This is a genomic window from Streptomyces sp. NBC_00454, assembly GCF_041434015.1.
In the GTDB taxonomy this organism is placed as follows: Bacteria; Actinomycetota; Actinomycetes; order Streptomycetales; family Streptomycetaceae; genus Streptomyces.
The window spans coordinates 2,761,600-2,778,059 of sequence record NZ_CP107907.1 but is presented as its reverse complement, the minus strand read 5'-3'; the positions used below and the strand labels follow the sequence as shown (position 1 = coordinate 2,778,059).

The following is a 16,460-nucleotide window of genomic DNA, read 5'->3' as shown; positions in this document are numbered from 1 at the left end:
CGATGTACCCCACGCGCACGACATCGACCACGGGCAGCTTCCACGTCCCCCCGGTCCCGGAACCCCAGGCCCCGCCGGCCGCCACCACCAGCGGCTGGGCCGCACAGACGGGCTGGGAGGTGGCCCGGACACCGGAGCCGGAGCACGAGCCGGTAGCGGTGCCCGTGCCCGCGGACCCCGCCGCCACCCCGGCCGAGACCACCGAGCCCTGGCAGCAGGACCGCGCCGGGGACGGCCCGGCCCGGGCCGCAGCCCCCGCATGGGTACAGGCGGCCACCCCGGAGCTGCGGACCCGGACCGAAACGGGCCCACAGCTGCCGCACCTCCCGCACCCGCAGCCGGAGGCGGGCCCGCACCTCCCGCACCCGCAGCCCGAGGCCGTCCCCGAGTTCGCGCACGCTCAGGCCGAGGCGGGCCCGCACTTCCCGCACCCGCAGCCGGAGGCCGTCCCCGAGTTCGCGCACGCTCAGGCCGAGGCTGGCCCGCACTTCCCGCACCCGCAGCCGGAGGTGGACCCGCACTTCCCGCACCCGCAGCCCGAGGCCGTCCCCGAGTTCGCGCACGCTCAGGCCGAGTCGGGCCCGCAGGCGGGTCACGCCGGCGCGACCGCGCTCCGTCTCGGCGGCCTCGAAGCCGAAGCCGGGCGCTCGCACCCGCAGGACGACGTGTGGCCGGTCCCTTCGCCGGTCCGGGGCGAGCCCCTGGCGGAGGCGGGTTCCCCCGCCGAGGGCGAAGCCGCCCGCCGCGGCGGCCTGTTGATCGGGGCGCCCGCCCCGGAAGCCGATCCGGCCGGGCGGGAGCCGTCCTGGTCGGTGCCGGCTCCTGCCGCCGCGGAGGCGGTCGCGTCCGGCGCCGCGCCCGCTCCGGCCGAGTCGCTCACCTCCGTCGGCGAAGCCGCCCCGCAGGGCGGCCTGTTCATCGGGGCTCCCGCCCCGGAAGCGGAGCCCGTCGCGCGGGATCTGTCCTGGTCGGTGCCCGCGCCCGCGGGGGAGGCCGCCGCGCACGCGGAGCCCCGTACCGACACCTACGGCGAGATCGGCATCGACTTCGCCTCCGACGCCCACGGCGAAGCCGGGCGTCCGGCGGAACCGGAAGTCGCGCAGGCGGGCCCGTCCAGTGAGGTCTCCGAAGCCGAAGTGCCCGGTCCCTCCTGGTCCGTGCCCGGACCCGGACCGGGGGTCGTGGAGGTGGTCGCGCGGGCCGTGGCGCGGATGGGGGAGGACGATACGCAGGATCTGCCGCGGATCGGGGCGGTGCGCGGGATCGCGGTGAGCGAGGTGCCGGTGCACCTCCCGTTCCGGGGCGCCGCCCGGCCCCCGGCCCTGGGTGACGCCCGGTCCCGGGCTCACGCCCACGCCCCGGCCGAGGCCAAGCCGAAGCCCCCGGCCCGCCCAACCCCCGGCCGCCGCGTGCCCCGTGGTGACGACCGGCTGCGCGAGCACCACGGCCCCGTGCTGCCCGGCTGGATCGGCGTGGCCGTCGGCGGGCTCGCGCTCGCCGGCTGCGCGGTGGTGCTCTGGCGGGCCGGGGCCGTCCCCGATGCCCTCGCCGTGGCGTTCGGTGCGGAGCCCCGCCCCTACCGCGGGCTCCAGGCCCGGTTCTGGCCCCCGCTCGCCTTCCTCGGGATCGTCGCCCTCCTGGCCCTCGGCGGTCTGGGCCGCGGCCGGGCCGGACACGCCTGGGTGCTGACCCTCTTCGGCCGCTACCGCGGCACCGTCCGCCGCTCCGGTCTGACCTGGATCAGCCCCCTGCTGCTGCGCCGCCGGGTCGACGTGCGGCTGCGGCACTGGCGCAGTGACCCGATGTCCGCCGTCGACTCCGGGGGCCTCGCCCTCCAGGTGGTCGTCCAGGTCGTCTGGCAGGTCAAGGACACGGCCCGCGCGACCCTGGCCGTCGCCGACCACGTGGACTACCTCGCCGAACAGGTCGAATCGGCCATGGCCCGCGTCCTGTCCCAGCTCCCCGCCGACGCCTTCCACGAGGACGCCCCGACCCTGCGCGACGCCGAGGCCGTCGGCGACGCGCTGACCCGGATGCTGGCGGCCGAGACCGAGGCGGTGGGTGTGGAGGTGTTCTCGGCGCAGCCGACCCGGATCGAGTACGCCCCCGAGGTGGCGGAGGCGATGCGGCGGCGCCGGGTCGCGGCGATCGACGCCAAGCACCGGGACACCGTCCTGACCTCGGTGGTCGACGCGGTCGACGACACCGTCCACCGGCTGACCTCGCGCGGGATCGTGGAGCTGGACGACTACGAGCGCAAGGCGCTGGTGAAGGACCTGACCGTCGCCTTCTACACGGGCCGCCCGGAGTAGCGCGAACGAGCAACCATCACGGTGGTGCTGGAGAACGGGTGGATCCGGAGGGCCCGGACCACCCGTTCTTCCATTGGTCTGGACATGGCCAAGTCCCGTCAATACTGTGGGACTTGGTCTAGACCTAAAGAATCGAGAACGGGCCATGCCGGTGGCAGCACCGGCACGGCCCATCCCCACGCGTGCGCACGCTCTCGCCGAACCTCCCCCCACGTTCAAGGAGCATCATGCGTTCCTTCCGCATGTCCAGAGCCCAGCAGGCCGCGGCCACCGCCGTGGGCCTCGGCGTCGCCGCGGCCCTCGCGCTGGTCACGGCCCCCACCGCGAGCAGCCACGGGTACACCGACACCCCCATCAGCCGCCAGAAGCTCTGCGCCAACAAGACCGTCGCCGACTGCGGCCCCATCCAGTGGGAGCCCCAGAGTGTCGAGGGCCCCAAGGGCTTCCCCGCGGCCGGTCCCGCCGACGGTCACATATGTTCGGCCAACCACTCCGAGTTCGCCCAGCTCGACGACCCGCGCGGCGGCGCCTGGCCGGCCACCCCGGTGACCAGCGGGCAGAGCTACAGCTTCCGCTGGCAGTTCACCGCGAACCACTCCACCACCGACTTCCGGTACTACGTCACCAAGAACGGCTGGGACCCGAAGAAGCCCCTCACCCGCGCCGACCTCGACCCGCAGCCCTTCCTGACGGTCGCCTACAACGGCGCCCGCCCCGACATGACCACCGTCCACCAGGGCAGGATGCCGAGCGGCAAGAGCGGCCGGCACCTGATCCTCGCGGTGTGGACGGTCAACGACACCACCAACGCCTTCTACTCCTGCTCCGACGTCCAGTTCTGACGGTTCGGACACCCGGTAGGGCCGTTCCGGCGTTCATTTCTGACTGGACGTCAGCTATCCTCCGGCGGCATGCGGTCAACGACGACACCCGAAACCGTCGCGGAGCTCATCGCGAGCCAATGGGGCGACCACCGGCCCGGCCTGATGCACGCCGAAGGCGTCCTCAGCCACCACCGGACCGCCCTGGAGGCCGCGGCGCGCGCCGCGCTCCTCGTCGACCTGCTGCCGCCGGGGGCGGAGCCGCACATCGGGGTGCTGCTCGACAACACCCCCGAGTTCCCGTTCTGGCTCGGCGCGGCGGCCCTCGCGGGGGCCGCCGTGGCCGGGATCAACCCCACCCGGCGCGGCCCCGAGCTGGCCCGCGACATCCTGCACACCGACTGCCGGATCCTGGTCACCGAACGGACCCACCTGCCGCTCCTGCGCGGACTCGACCTGCCCGGCGTACGCCTCCTGGTCACGGACACGCCGGAGTACGAGGCCCTGCTCGCCCAGTACGCCGGCGCGAAGCCCGGCGACGCCACGCTCGGTGACGGCCCCGGCCCGTCCTCCCGGCTGCTCCTGTACTTCACCTCCGGCTCCACCGGCGCCCCCAAGGCCGCCATCTGCACCCAGGGCCGCCTCGCCGCCGCGGGCGACTCCCTAGCCCGGCACTTCTCGGTGACCCCGGACGACGTCCACTACATCTGCATGCCCCTCTTCCACGGAAACGCCGTCATCGCCGACTGGCTCCCGGCCCTCGCGGCCGGCGCCGCGGTGGCCCTGCGCCGTCGCTTTTCGGCCTCCGCGTTCCTGGACGACGTACGGGCCTACGGGGCGACCTACTTCACCTACGTCGGCCGCGCCGTCCAGTACCTCCTCGCCACCCCGCCCGGCCCCGACGACCGCGCCCACGCGCTGCGCCTCGGCTTCGGCACCGAGGCCGGCGCCGTCGACGCGGCGCGCTTCGCCGAACGGTTCGGGGTGCGCCTCGTCGAGGGCTACGGGGCCACCGAGGGCGGGGCCTCCGTCCAGCGGACCCCCGAAACCCCGCCGGGCGCCCTGGGCCGCGCGGGCGCGGGCGACGACCTGGCCGTCATCGATCCGGAGACGGGCCGGGAGTGCCCGCCGGCCGTCCTCGACCCGCAGGGCCGCCTCCTCAACGGCGCCGAGGCCATCGGCGAGCTGGTCAACAAGGGCCGCAGCCTCTTCGAGGGCTACTGGCGCAACCCCGAGGCGGAGGCGGCGCGCACCCGCGAGGGCTGGTACTGGACCGGGGACCTCTTCTTCCGAGACGCCGAGGGGTTCCTGTACTTCGCGGGCCGCACCGACGACCGGCTGCGCGTCGACAGCGAGAACCTGGCGGCGGCCGTGATCGAGAACATCCTGGCCCGCTGGACCCGGGCGGCCGCCGTCGCGGTGTACGCGGTCCCGGACGAGGTGGCGGGCGACCAGGTGATGGCGGCCGTCGCCCTGCGCGAGGGCGCCGTCTTCTCCCCGCAGGGCTTCGAGGCCTTCCTCGCCGCCCAGCCGGACCTCGGTACGAAGATGGCCCCGCGCTACGTACGGATCGTCCGGGCCATGCCCGTCACGGCGACGAACAAGGTCCACCGGGTGTCCCTGCGCCGCGCGGCCTTCCTCCCGGAGCTGCTGCCGGGAACCGGGGCCGGGGCCGCCCCCGGCCCGGACCCGGTCTGGTGGCGGCCGCCGGGCGAGGCCTCGTACCGGCTGCTGGACCCGGCGGCGCTGACCGCCCTCCTGACCTCCTACGAGGCCCAGGGACGGGCCGATCTGCTGGGCCGCTGAAATGCGGTTTTGAGCACCCCTGAGGAGCAGGTAGTATTTTCTCTGTCAGCAGGCGCCGCTAGCTCAGTTGGTTAGAGCAGCTGACTCTTAATCAGCGGGTCCGGGGTTCGAGTCCCTGGCGGCGCACCTGTCCTTCGGGCGGTTTCCGGTTTCACCGGGAACCGCCCGAAGTGTTTTCCGGGCCTGTCCCCGGGCCCGGGTCCGAACGGACCAGGGCCCCTTCCGGGGCCCCGGCCGTTCACAAGGTGAGCGACAGCAGCAGTGGCGCGGCCTTCCGGTTCAGCGCGTCGGCCGCGGCCCGCAGCCGGTGGGCGTGCTCGACCGGCATCGACAGCGCCAGGCAGCCCACCGAGGCGCCGGCGGTGATCGGGACGGCCGCGCAGACCGTGCCGACGGCGTACTCCTGCAGGTCCAGCATCGGCACCGTGGCCGGCTGGCTGTCCAGCTTCGAGAACAGGATCCGCTCGTTGACGATCGTCTTCGACGTCAGCCGCGCGATCTTGTGCCGGGACAGGTGGTCGCGCCGCCCGTTCTGGTCGAGCTGGGTCAGCAGGCACTTGCCGACCGCGCTGGCGTGCGCGGCCGAGCGGAAGTCGACCCACTCGTGCACCTTGGGGGTGCGCGGGCTGTCCGCGAACTGGGTGATCCGGACCTCGCCGTCCACGTACCGGCTGATGTAGACCGCCGCGCCGACCGAGTCCCGCAAGCGGTCCAGGGTGTCCTGCAGCTTGTTCTGCAGGGCCTGCTGGCGGTCGACGCCGGAGCCCAGGAGGACGAGGGAGTCCCCTATGGCATAGGCGCCGTCGGACACCTGCAGCACGTACCCCTCACGGCGCAGCATGAGGAGCATCGGGGCGAGATGGGCCGCGGGCAGGCCGGTCTCACGCGCGATCTGTACATCGGTCACGCCGCCGGTATGGCGGGCGACCGTTTCAAGTACGCGCAGGGCGTACTGCACCGAGTGGAACGGCGCGGTCGGCTCGGGCTTCAGCGCCACGGTTTCCCCCTAGCAGGTTGTTACCGCTTGCCCTACCACGATAGCCATCAAGAGGCCCATGTGGAGCGCCTGTTGAAGAGTTTGATGGCTAGATCACGCCCCTCTGCCTGGATCTACTCTAATGGCATATGCCAAGGTCATGAGCGTGCCCCGGTGTGCCGGGAATGCCCGACGGGCGGGCGGCGGTTGCCCCCTGCGTAAGGACGACCGAGCGGAGCGGGGAGCACGATGAGTGACACGGCCGAGAGCACCGAGACCACCGGCGGCGCGGGCGCCGACGAGATCAGAGGAACCGCCCTCGGACACGCCCCCGCGCCGCTCTCGGTACTGGACCTCGCCTTCGTCGGCGCCGGCTCCACGGCCCACGGAGCCCTGCGCACCAGCGTGGAGATAGCCCGGCTCGCCGAGGCCCGCGGCTACCACCGGCACTGGGTCGCCGAACACCACTCCCACCCCGGTGTGGCGAGCTCCTCCCCGGCCGTGATCCTGGCACACCTCGCCGCCCACACCTCCCGGATCCGGCTCGGCTCGGGCGGGATCATGCTGCCCAACCACGCCCCGCTGGCGATCGCCGAACAGTTCGGCACCCTGGAGGCCCTCGCCCCGGGCCGGATCGACCTGGGCCTCGGCCGCGCGCCCGGGACCGACGGGCAGACCGCCGCCGCGCTGCGCGGACCGGGGCGCCGCGAGGAGTCCGTGGACGAGTTCCCCCGGCAGCTCGCGGAGCTGATCCGCTTCCTCGACGACGACTTCCCCGACGGGCACCCGTACGCCCGCGTGCGCGCGGTGCCCGGCCCGGCGCAGGGCGCCACCGGGCGGCCGCCGGTCTGGCTGCTCGGTTCCTCCGGTTTCAGCGCGAGCCTCGCGGGACAGCTCGGACTGCCCTTCGCCTACGCGCACCACTTCTCCGCGCCCGGCACCCTTCCCGCCCTGGAGCTCTACCGGCGCTCCTTCCGGCCCTCGGCCGTCCTGGACGCCCCGTACGCCATGGTCGCGACCGGGGCGCTCGCCGCCGAGACCGCCGAGGAAGCCCGCGCCCAGGTGCTGGCGGGCGCGCTGTGGGGGCTGCGGCTGCGCACCGGGAAGCTGGGGCCGGTCCCGACGCCCGAGGAGGCGGCGGCGTACGCGTACTCGCCGATGGAGCGGGAGATCGTGGACGAACGGCTCTCGAGCGTGGTCCACGGCACCCCCGACGAGGTGCGCAAGGGGCTCGACGCGCTGGCCGAGCTGACCGGTGCCGACGAGCTGATGCTGACCTCCAACGCGCATTCCGGCGAGGCGCGGTTGCGTTCCTACGGCCTCATCGCAGATGCGTACGGGATGCCGGGGGAGGACCCCGCACGGCTCTGACCGCAGGCGAACGGGGTTTGGCTGGTTTGTTGCCGAAACCTTGCGCGCGGATGGCATAAGAGGTCCTTAAACTGCTCGTCACCCGGGGTGGCGGGCAGTTTTTGGTATGCGCTCACGCCTCTGACTAGGGGGTTTGTCCCGCGAGTGGTCTAGTCCTTCTTTGGTCCAAACCATTGACGCGGGTGGTGCGTGATCGCTATCACTTCTCCCACCTGATGTTCTCGCTCTCCCCTCCCACCCCCCGGAGGCAGTTCATGCACTTCCGTAAACCCCTCATCGCGGCCGCCGCCACGGCAGCGCTGGCAGTCGGAGCGCTGGCCACCTTCGCGGGGCTCGGTACGGCCGCGGCCGCCGAATCCTCGACCACCGCGACGGCCGGCAACGTCAAGATCGCTTACTACGACCAGTGGAGCGTGTACGGGAACGCCTTTTATCCCAAGCACCTCGATACCCGTGGCATAGCGAGCAAACTGGACGTCATCAACTATTCGTTCGGCAACATCCACCCCACCGACCTCACCTGTTTCGAGGCGAACAAGGCGGCGGGCGACGACAACAACGCCAGCGCGGGTGACGGTGCGGGCGACTCGTACGCCGACTACCAGAAGTCCTTCAGCGCGGCCGACAGCGTCAGCGGCGTCGCGGACAAGTGGGACCAGCCGATCGTGGGCGTCTTCAACCAGTTCAAGCAGCTCAAGGCCAAGTACCCGAACCTGAAGATCAACATCTCGGTCGGCGGCTGGTCCTACTCGAAGTACTTCAGCGACGCGGCCAAGACCGACGCTTCCCGCAAGAAGCTCGTCTCCTCCTGCATCGACCAGTACATCAAGGGCAACCTGCCCGTCGAGGGCGGCTACGGCGGCGTCGGCAGCGCGGCGGGCATCTTCGACGGCATCGACATCGACTGGGAGTACCCGGGCTCGGCGGGCGGCCACCTCGGCAACCACTACGCCCCCGAGGACAAGCAGAACTTCACGCTCCTGCTCAAGGAGTTCCGCACCCAGCTCGACGCCTACGGCGCGGCCAACGGCGGCAAGCACTACATGCTGACCTCGGCGCTCCCGGCCGGCCAGGACAAGATCAAGAACGTCGAGACGGACAAGATCGGCGCGTACCTCGACTACGCGAACATCATGACGTACGACATGCACGGCGCCTGGGACGCGGACGGCCCGACGTACCACCAGTCCCCGCTGCTGAACTCGGCCGCCGACCCGACCGACGCGATCGCCCCGGGCACGCAGAAGTACAGCATCAAGAACGCCATCGACTCCTGGATCGACGGCAACGCGGCCTACGGGATCACCGGCGGCTTCCCCGCCAACAAGCTGACCCTGGGCTACGAGTTCTACTACCGCGGCTGGAAGGGCGTTTCGCCCGGCACCACCAACGGCCTCGCCCAGCCCGCCACCCTGGCCTCCGCGGCGCGTCCGACCAGCCAGCAGGCCGGCATCGCGCTCTACAAGGAGCTCGGCGGCATCGTCGACAACCCGGCGACCACCTTCTGGGACGACCAGGCCAAGGCCTCGTACTTCTTCAAGGACGGCGAGTTCTTCACCGGCCTGAACCAGAAGTCCATCCAGGCCCGGGTCGACTACGGCAAGCAGCGCGGACTGGCCGGCGCGATGATGTACTCCCTCCTCGGCCTGGACAACAACGCCACGCTGCTCAACCAGATCTCGGACTCCCTCGGCGGCACCACCCAGCCGCCGACCACCCCGCCGACCACGCCTCCGACGACCCCGCCCACGACCCCGCCGACCACGCCCCCGACCACGCCTCCGACGACGCCGCCCAGCACGGGCTGCACCGCCGCGGCCTACGTCCCGGGCAACATCTACACCGGCGGCAGCGAGGTCTCGTACAACGGCCACAAGTACAAGGCCCAGTGGTGGACGCAGAACGAGGTGCCCGGCACCACCGGTGAATGGGGTGTCTGGAAGGACCTCGGCGCCTGCTGATTCCCCCCACCCCGCGCCGAGCGCCGGCCGCCCCTGCCCCCTCTTCTCTCGGGGGGCGGGGGCGGCCGTGTTGCCGTGTCACATGGTTGGCGGATTCCCCGTCCCGGAGCGTGCCGAAGTCACTACGCTCGGCGATGACTTGATTCCGCACGCGTTCTTCATGGGGGTGACCATCCCATGGTCAACATCCGCGACCTCGACCCCAGCGCCTCGCCGCTGGACTACTACGGCTCCGAACTCCGCCGCCTGCGGGAGGCCGCAGGCCTGAAACAGCAGCAGCTCGGCGACATCATCTTCTGCGCCGCCTCCCTGATCGGGCAGGTGGAGACGACCAAGAAGGTCCCGACCCGGGAGTTCTCGGAGCGGCTGGACGCGGCGCTGGGCACCGACGGGCACTTCTCCCGGCTGGTGGGGCTGGTGCTCAGAAGTGTCCTGCCGACGTGGTTCCAGGCGTATGCGGAGATGGAGGCCCAGGCCGAGTACATCTCGGCGTTCCAGCCCCAGTTGGTGTACGGCCTGCTCCAGACGGAGGCCTATGCCCGCGCACTGATCGCCGTCGACTGCCCTGACCAGATCGACGAGCTGGTGGCTGCCCGTATGGAGAGGCAGCGCATCCTGGGGCGCGAGCTCCCACCAGCCCTCTGGGTCGTCCTCACCGAGGCGGTGCTCCACCAAGAGGTCGGCGGCCGTGAGGTCATGAGGAACCAGCTCGCGCACCTGCTCGGCTTCGCCAAGCGGCCCTGGGTGCAGATCCAGGTGTTGCCCTTCTCGGTCGGCGCGCACACCGGAATGCTGGGGTCGTTCAACCTCCTCCGTTTCGACCGCGACCCAGACCTGATCTACGAAGAGGGCTACGCGCAGGGCCTCATGACGGCCAACCCAGCAGTGATCAGGGAGCGTTCGGTCGGCTACGCTCGGCTGCAGGCCGAGGCGCTCTCACCGGAACGCTCGGCGGCGCTGATCGCTCGCGTAATGGAGGAACGTTATGGGGAACGGCCTGCACCTGACGAGCGCGCACTGGCGTAAGTCGTCGTACAGCGGAACCACCGGCGGCGACTGCGTCGAAGTCGCCACCCAGCCCTGTCAGGTCGCCGTCCGGGACTCCAAGCGTCCCGACGGGCCCGTCTTCACCGTGGCCCCGGAGGCGTTCGGGGCGTTCGTCCAGAGTCTCTGATGGCAGTCTTCCGCATCGGCGGGGACCTGGAAGTGCGCCGGCTCGGCTTCGGAGCCATGCGGCTGCGGACCGAGCCGGGGCCCGACCGTAAGGCATCCCTCGCGGTGGCCCGGCGGGCCGTGGAACTGGGCATCACCCTGATCGACACCGCCCACATGTACGGCTGGGGCGCCAACGAGGAGTTGCTCGCCGAGGCCCTGCACCCCTACCCGGACGGGGTCCTCGTCACCACCAAGGTCGGCATCGTCCGGGACGACTCGGGTGAGTGGACGACCGACGCGCGCCCCGCCGCGCTGCGCGGGCAGGTCGAGCAGGCGCTGCGCCGGCTGCGGGTGGAGCGGATCGAGCTGCTCCAGCTGCACCGCCTCGACCCGGCAACCCCGCTCGCCGAACAGCTCGGCGCGCTGCGGGACCTGCGGACCGAGGGCAAGGTCGGCCGGATCGGGCTGTCCGAGGTCACCGTGGACGAGCTCGCCCGGGCCCGGGAAGTCGTCGACATCGCGAGCGTGCAGAACCGGTACAACCTGCTGGAACGGCACCACGAGCCGGTGCTCGCGGCCTGCGAGGCGGCGGGCATCGCGTTCCTGCCCTGGGCCACCGTCGCCTGGGGGAACGCCGGGGCCACGGCGGACATCGCCGCCGTGGCCGCCGAGACGGGGGCCACCCCGACCCAGGTGGCGCTGGCCTGGCTGCTCGGGCACTCGCCGGTCGTCCTCCCGATCCCCGGCACCACCCGGATCGGTCACCTGGAGGAGAACCTCGCCGCGGAGCAGCTCCGGCTGACCGCGGACCAGCGCGCCCGCCTCGACCGCCTGGCGGGGGACCGGCCCGCCTGAGTGGCGGCTGTCAGACCTGGTACTGGCCGACGGTCACGAAGTAGCGCAGCTCCTCGGGGGTGCCGTCGATGGCCTTGTTGGCCGCCGCGCGCAGGGCGTCGCTGATGCCGGGGCGGGCCAGGATCCTGGCGACGGTGACGCGGTCGTCCTCGGCCCGGGCGAGCCGCAGGCCGGTGGCGAGGAAGGTCGCCCGGTCCGCAGGGGTGCCGTTGAGGGCCTTGTTGGCCTCGCGGATGACGGCCTTTCCGGAGGCCGGGTCGGCCAGCAGCCGGGCGATGGCGACGGCATTGTCCTCGTCCGTCGGCGTCGTCGCCGATACGGCGGCGGGCGCGGCGGCCGGGCCGGCGGCGAGGGCCGGGGTGGACAGGAGCAGGGCCGGAGCGAGTGCGCCGGCCGCCAGGACGAGGGCGGCTCGGGTCGGCTTCATGTGGTTCCCCCTGGGGCGAAGAGCTGCCGGCGGTCTGCCGACAGGAAGATCGTTCCAAGGAGCGCCCGGCGGGGTAATGCCGGAAACCGGCAATACCTCGACACTGTTGCCTGCCGTAGGCCTCCGGTCGACCTAGTGCCGTGGCCGCGCGGCGATCATCTCCGCGATCAGTTCCGGGGCCACCGCCCGGGAGTACAGCCAGCCCTGGCCGGTGTCGCAGCCGACGCGGCGCAGCCTCGCCGCCTGGCCGGCCGTCTCCACGCACTCGGCCGTCACCGTCAGGCCCAGCCGGTGCGCGAGCTGGACCATGGCCTCGACGATGGTCTCGTCGGCCGGGTTGGGGTGGGTGCCCTCCTCGTAGCGGAAGCCCCGTACGAAGGAGCCGTCCAGTTTGAGGACCGAGACCGGGAGGCGGCTCAGGTACGCCAGGTTCGAGTACCCGGTGCCGAAGTCGTCGATGGCGATCCGCACCCCCATGTCGCTCAGCGCCTGAAGGGCCTGGAGCGGCCGGCCCGCCGAGCCCATCACGGCGGACTCGGTCAGCTCCAGCTGGAGCAGCTGCGGGGCCAGTCCGGTCTCGGCGAGGATCTCCGCGACGTCGCCGACCAGGTCGGAGTCCCAGACCTGGCGCACCGCGACGTTGACGGAGACGAAGACGGGGGAGTCGCTGGGCTGCTCGATCTGCCAGCGGCGCGCCTGGCGGCACGCGGTGCGCAGCACCCAGCTCCCCAACTGGACGATGGAGCCGTCCTCTTCGGCGATCCCGATGAACCGATTCGGCGTCAGAGTGCCGAACTGCGGGTGGTTCCAGCGCACCAGGGCCTCCACCCCGCGCACCACCCCGCTCTCCAGGTCCACCAGCGGCTGGTACTCCAGGGTGAACTCCCCGCGCTCCACGGCCGGTCGCAGGGTGGAGGAGAGGGCCTGGCGGGTCATCCGGTGCGCGTTGCGCTCCGGGTCGAAGAGGGTCCAGCGGGCCTTGCCGTCCGCCTTGGCCCAGTACAGCGTGGTGTCCGCGGCCTGCATCAGCCCGGTCGCCGAGGTCCCCTCGGCGGCCCGTTCCACCACCCCGATCGAGGCGGAGACCGACAGCCGCTGCCCGGCCAGGTCGAACGGCTCCTGTACGGCGGCCAGTACGCTCCGCGCCAGGTCGGCGAGCTGCTCGGTGCCGGTGGAGTCCTCGACCAGCAGGGCGAACTCGTCGCCGCCGAGCCGCGCTACCAGGTGGCCGCCGGTGCGCCCGTAGCCGGACTGGTCGGCGCACCGGGTCAGCCGTTTGGCGACGGCGGTCAGCAGCCGGTCGCCGACCCGGTGCCCCAGGGTGTCGTTGACGGCCTTGAACCCGTCGAGGTCCAGGTAGCACAGCCCGATCCGGCCGGTGCCGCCGTGCTCGTAGGAGGAGGCCTCCAGGGCGGCGGAGAGCCGCTCGAAGAACAGCGCCCGGTTGGGCAGCCGGGTGACCGGATCGTGCATCTGGAGGTGGCGCAGCCGGGCCTGGAGGTCGCGCCGGTCGCTGATGTCGGCGACGGACAGCAGGACGTCACCGCTCCCGGGAACGGGCCCGAGGGTGACCTCGGTCCACAGCGAGTGCCCGTCGGGGTGTTTGACCCGGCGGGTGCAGCGCAGCCGGGCCTGGCGTCCGCGCAGCACCTCCTGGTACGCCTGCCAGGTCCGGGCCTCGGAGGCCAGGTCCACCAGGTCGGCGGCGGCCCGCCCGGTGAGGGCGTGCGGCTCGGCGCCGAGGAGGTCGGCGAAGGCCCGGTTGGCGCCGACGACGTGACCGGTGCGGTCGACGACGGCCATGGCGAGGTGGGCCGCGTCGAAGGCGGACCGGTAGTCGGCCGGGAGGTCGGAGGGTTCCGCCGCCGGGTGACGCTGTGTCATGGCCGGTCGGATTCCGTCGGCCGCCGAACCGATTCCTTCTGAGGTTCCGCTCACCGTTGGCTCCCGCAGTGCGTGTGAGTGTCCGTGCAGGAAAGTGTGCCGATCATAGAGGCTGCCGTACGGCCCTATCCAGCGGCGTCGCCGTGCGGGGCGCGGGAGTTCGGTGGGATGACGGATCGTCGGCCCGGGGCGGCGTGATCGTTTCCGCACATCTGTGAGCACGCGGCGGCCGCCAGTGACCTCACCTGATCGGTCGTGACGTTCTGTAGGCGGGTGCGTGAAGTCCGGGGGTCACCGGCTTGCCCTAGTGCTCACTCGTGTGGGGCAGCGGAACAGGGCATTAGTAAGACAATCGCCCCAAGGTGGATGAAGAGGTATGAAATCCACCACCGGAGGTCGATGTGCCGCGACAGCAGACACCCGGGGGAGTGGACCGCTCCCACTTTCGCACCACGGCAGCGGCGCTCACTTCCCTGACGGCGCTCGCCGCCATGTCGCTCGTCGCGGGACCCGCGGTCGCCGCCCCCGGAGCCGGACCCTGCGCGCTGACCCGTACCGCGGCCCACCACTCCCTGGGCCTGGACACCTGGAACGCCGCCTACCCCAAGCCGGTGCGCACGCTCAACGCGGTCATGGTCTTCCTCTCCTTCCCCGACCACCGCACCAACCTGACGACCGAGCAGCTCACAGGCGACTACTTCCCGGCGACCAGCGAGTTCTTCGAGCGGGCCTCGTACGGGCGCTTCCGCCTGGTCCCGCACCCGCAGAAGCAGTGGATCAGGATGCCGAAGCCGTCCACCGCGTACGGGATACAGCGCGACTGGGCCCCGGCCGACCGTGCCGCGTACCTGCGCGACGCCGTCGCCGCCTCCGACCCCGAGGTGGACTTCTCCCAGTACGACGTCGTCTACTTCGTCGCCGACCCGGAGGCCCCCGGGGTCGACTCGGACGCCACGAAGGTGGTCAACTTCGACCGCCCGATCGTCGCGGACGGTACGGAGCTGCGCCGCATCGTCACGGTGTTCGAGAAGCACCCGCCGGACCGCAACGTCCTCGCCCACGAGACCGGGCACGTCTTCGACCTGCCCGACCTCTACCACCGGCCCTCGGACGGCAAGGGTGACTGGGACACGTACGTGGGCGACTGGGACGTCATGGGCAGTCAGTTCGGCATGGCCCCGGACCTCTTCGCCTGGCAGAAGTGGAAGCTGGGCTGGCTGGACGCCTCCCAGATCGACTGCGTGCCGTCGGGCTCCTCCCTGCACACCCTCCAGCCCCTGTCCGCGACCCCTCCCCGGGGTGGTACGGGAGGAACCCGGCTCGCAGTGATCCGTACGGGTTCCGGCAGCGCGATCGCCGTCGAGGCGCGGGGCTCCGCCGGCAACGACGGGGACACCTGCACGGAGGGCGTCCTCGTCTACCGGGTCCGCAACGAGGCGTCCTCGGGCGGCGGGCCGATCGAGGTCGTGGACGCGCATCCGAACACGGAGGCCTGCTGGGACCGCTCGGTGTACCCGCCGCTCGCGGACGCGCCGCTGGAGGTCGGGGAGACGTTCACGGTGCCGGGGGAGCGGATCACGATCGAGGTGGCGGACCGGACCCAGTCCGGGGCGTACACGGTGAAGATCACGCGCTGATCCGGGACGCTGGACACGAAGAAGGCCCCCACTTGCGTGGGGGCCTTCTTCCGTCTGTGCGCCGCCAGGGACTCGAACCCCGGACCCGCTGATTAAGAGTCAGCTGCTCTAACCAACTGAGCTAGCGGCGCTTGGTGACGAGGAAGACATTAGCACCCCGACCGGCGATCCGAAAAATCGATATCCGCAGCTCGGGCGGCCCGGACGAACGCCCACAGCAGGGCCTCGGGTCCGGGCAGCCAGGGCAGCCGGGTATCGGGGGCCACGAGCCACCGGGACGGCCCGGGTACGGCGGCCAGCGGGGGTACGGTGACGGCGTCGCCGCGGCCGTGGCAGAGCGGGGCCGCGACCGGAGCACCCCATTCCTCCCAGGCGAGCAGGGCCGGGAGCCGGTGGGCGGTGCCGGGCGCGGCGAAGAGCAGCATCCGCCCGCGGTGCACGGCGGCGGGCCCGGAGCCGGGGCCTTCGGCCCACAGCAGGTCGAGCATGCGGCGCCCCAGGACGGGTGTGACGTTGACGACGTCGAAGGCGGTCCCGCAGGGCAGCGCGGCGGGCGCGGTGGGCCGGGCCTGCCAGGCGGCCAGGGTGGCGCGGGGGTGCACGCAGGCGGAGGCCAGCCATGCGGCACCGCTCGGGGTGACGTGCGTCGCGGGTGCGGCGGTCCGCGCGCCGCGGGTGTCGAGTGCGGGACAGCCGGTCATCGTCGTCATATGCCAGGTCTACCCGGCGTAGCGGACCGATCCCCGGGAGTTACCGAAATCCGGGACAGCCCGCCCGCGGCTGCGGTATGTTGCGCCCGCATATGCCACTGCATATGCCCTAGGGGAGCTCCGGGGCGGTGCCGCGCAGGAGCGATTCGCCGAATTCGATCATCTTGAGGGCGTAGTCCTCGGTCCACTCCGCCTGCTCCGCGATCGCCGCCGCGGGCAGCCGGTCGAACCGCCTCGGATCCGCCAGCTGCGCCGCCGCCACCGCCTGGAACTCCACCGCCCGCTCCTGCGCCGCACGGAAGGCCAGGGTCAGCTCCGTCGCCCGGGCCAGCAGCTCGCGGGGGTCCTCGATCGATTCCAGGTCGAAGAAGTGCTCCGGGTCGGCGACGGTCTGCGTGGGCTCGAAGAGCAGCTGCGCGGGTCGCAGCCTCCGCTCGGCCTGCTGCCGCTCGGGCTCTGCCATGCGTGTCCTCCTGCTGCGCGTGGGAAGGGCTTGGGGCCCGCAACCGTCCGGTCGGAAGGATTCCGGGCCACCGTCCATTGTC

At 72.1% G+C, this 16,460-nt stretch carries 13 protein-coding genes, 2 tRNA genes and 1 pseudogene; 10 read left to right on the top strand and 6 right to left on the bottom strand.

Annotated elements, in window-relative coordinates; all coding sequences use genetic code 11:
* Positions 1-2 precede the first annotated feature (2 nt).
* The 4 genes from OHU74_RS12845 (at position 3) to OHU74_RS12830 (ending at position 5,065) form a co-directional block, all read left to right on the top strand.
* Entirely contained in the window at positions 3-2,312 is a 2,310-nt protein-coding gene (locus OHU74_RS12845; RefSeq protein WP_371616016.1) for an SPFH domain-containing protein, read from the top strand.
* Between the two features lie 227 nt (positions 2,313-2,539).
* A complete protein-coding gene (locus tag OHU74_RS12840) occupies positions 2,540-3,154 on the top strand; it encodes a lytic polysaccharide monooxygenase (protein WP_371616015.1) in 615 nt (204 codons plus the stop codon).
* A 69-nt stretch (positions 3,155-3,223) separates the two neighbouring features.
* Positions 3,224-4,939 carry an AMP-binding protein gene (locus OHU74_RS12835; protein WP_371616014.1) on the top strand — a complete coding sequence of 572 codons (1,716 nt, stop codon included), beginning with the start codon at positions 3,224-3,226 and terminating at the stop codon, positions 4,937-4,939.
* 52 nt (positions 4,940-4,991) lie between these two features.
* Positions 4,992-5,065 (top strand) — tRNA-Lys (locus tag OHU74_RS12830).
* A 112-nt stretch (positions 5,066-5,177) separates the two neighbouring features.
* Here OHU74_RS12830 and OHU74_RS12825 read toward each other — a convergent pair.
* Positions 5,178-5,936 carry an IclR family transcriptional regulator gene (locus OHU74_RS12825; protein WP_371616013.1) on the bottom strand — a complete coding sequence of 253 codons (759 nt, stop codon included), beginning with the start codon at positions 5,934-5,936 and terminating at the stop codon, positions 5,178-5,180.
* 228 nt (positions 5,937-6,164) lie between these two features.
* On the opposite strand from OHU74_RS12825, the gene OHU74_RS12820 reads away from it, so the two are divergent.
* The 5 genes from OHU74_RS12820 (at position 6,165) to OHU74_RS12800 (ending at position 11,257) form a co-directional block, all read left to right on the top strand.
* Positions 6,165-7,286, top strand: a complete 1,122-nt coding sequence (locus OHU74_RS12820; RefSeq protein WP_371616012.1) for an LLM class flavin-dependent oxidoreductase — start codon at positions 6,165-6,167, stop codon at positions 7,284-7,286.
* Positions 7,287-7,540: 254 nt separating this feature from the next.
* Positions 7,541-9,247: a glycosyl hydrolase family 18 protein gene (locus OHU74_RS12815; RefSeq protein WP_371616011.1), complete on the top strand. Its 1,707-nt coding sequence runs from the start codon at positions 7,541-7,543 to the stop codon at positions 9,245-9,247.
* Between the two features lie 177 nt (positions 9,248-9,424).
* Positions 9,425-10,273, top strand: coding sequence for a Scr1 family TA system antitoxin-like transcriptional regulator (locus OHU74_RS12810; protein ID WP_371616010.1), 849 nt, complete (start codon positions 9,425-9,427; stop codon positions 10,271-10,273).
* Entirely contained in the window at positions 10,233-10,421 is a 189-nt protein-coding gene (locus OHU74_RS12805) for a DUF397 domain-containing protein (protein WP_371616009.1), read from the top strand. Before OHU74_RS12810 ends, OHU74_RS12805 begins: the two co-directional genes overlap by 41 nt.
* Positions 10,421-11,257, top strand: a complete 837-nt coding sequence (locus OHU74_RS12800; protein WP_371616008.1) for an aldo/keto reductase — start codon at positions 10,421-10,423, stop codon at positions 11,255-11,257. The genes OHU74_RS12805 and OHU74_RS12800 overlap by 1 nt, the downstream gene beginning before the upstream one ends.
* A 10-nt stretch (positions 11,258-11,267) precedes the next feature.
* On the opposite strand, the gene OHU74_RS12795 is transcribed toward OHU74_RS12800, so the two are convergent.
* Together OHU74_RS12795 and OHU74_RS12790 are read right to left on the bottom strand one after the other, a co-directional pair.
* Positions 11,268-11,684, bottom strand: coding sequence for an ALF repeat-containing protein (locus tag OHU74_RS12795; RefSeq protein WP_371616007.1), 417 nt, complete (start codon positions 11,682-11,684; stop codon positions 11,268-11,270).
* Between the two features lie 132 nt (positions 11,685-11,816).
* Positions 11,817-13,622, bottom strand: a complete 1,806-nt coding sequence (locus tag OHU74_RS12790) for a putative bifunctional diguanylate cyclase/phosphodiesterase (RefSeq protein WP_371616006.1) — start codon at positions 13,620-13,622, stop codon at positions 11,817-11,819.
* A gap of 347 nt (positions 13,623-13,969) precedes the next feature.
* Here OHU74_RS12790 and OHU74_RS12785 point away from each other — a divergent pair, with 347 nt between their 5' ends.
* Positions 13,970-15,205 (top strand): M6 family metalloprotease domain-containing protein, encoded by a 1,236-nt coding sequence (locus tag OHU74_RS12785; RefSeq protein WP_371616005.1) that lies wholly within the window; start codon positions 13,970-13,972, stop codon positions 15,203-15,205.
* Positions 15,206-15,262: 57 nt separating this feature from the next.
* Here the strand turns inward: OHU74_RS12785 and OHU74_RS12780 are convergent.
* The 3 genes and pseudogenes from OHU74_RS12780 to OHU74_RS12770 all read right to left on the bottom strand — a co-directional run bounded on the left by OHU74_RS12780 (position 15,263) and on the right by OHU74_RS12770 (position 16,378).
* Positions 15,263-15,336, bottom strand: a tRNA-Lys gene (locus OHU74_RS12780).
* Positions 15,327-15,906, bottom strand: a pseudogene (locus OHU74_RS12775) (hypothetical protein). Before OHU74_RS12775 ends, OHU74_RS12780 begins: the two are co-directional and overlap by 10 nt.
* A 118-nt stretch (positions 15,907-16,024) precedes the next feature.
* On the bottom strand, positions 16,025-16,378 hold the full coding sequence (locus OHU74_RS12770) for a hypothetical protein (protein WP_371616004.1): 354 nt from the start codon (positions 16,376-16,378) through the stop codon (positions 16,025-16,027).
* Positions 16,379-16,460 lie beyond the last annotated feature (82 nt).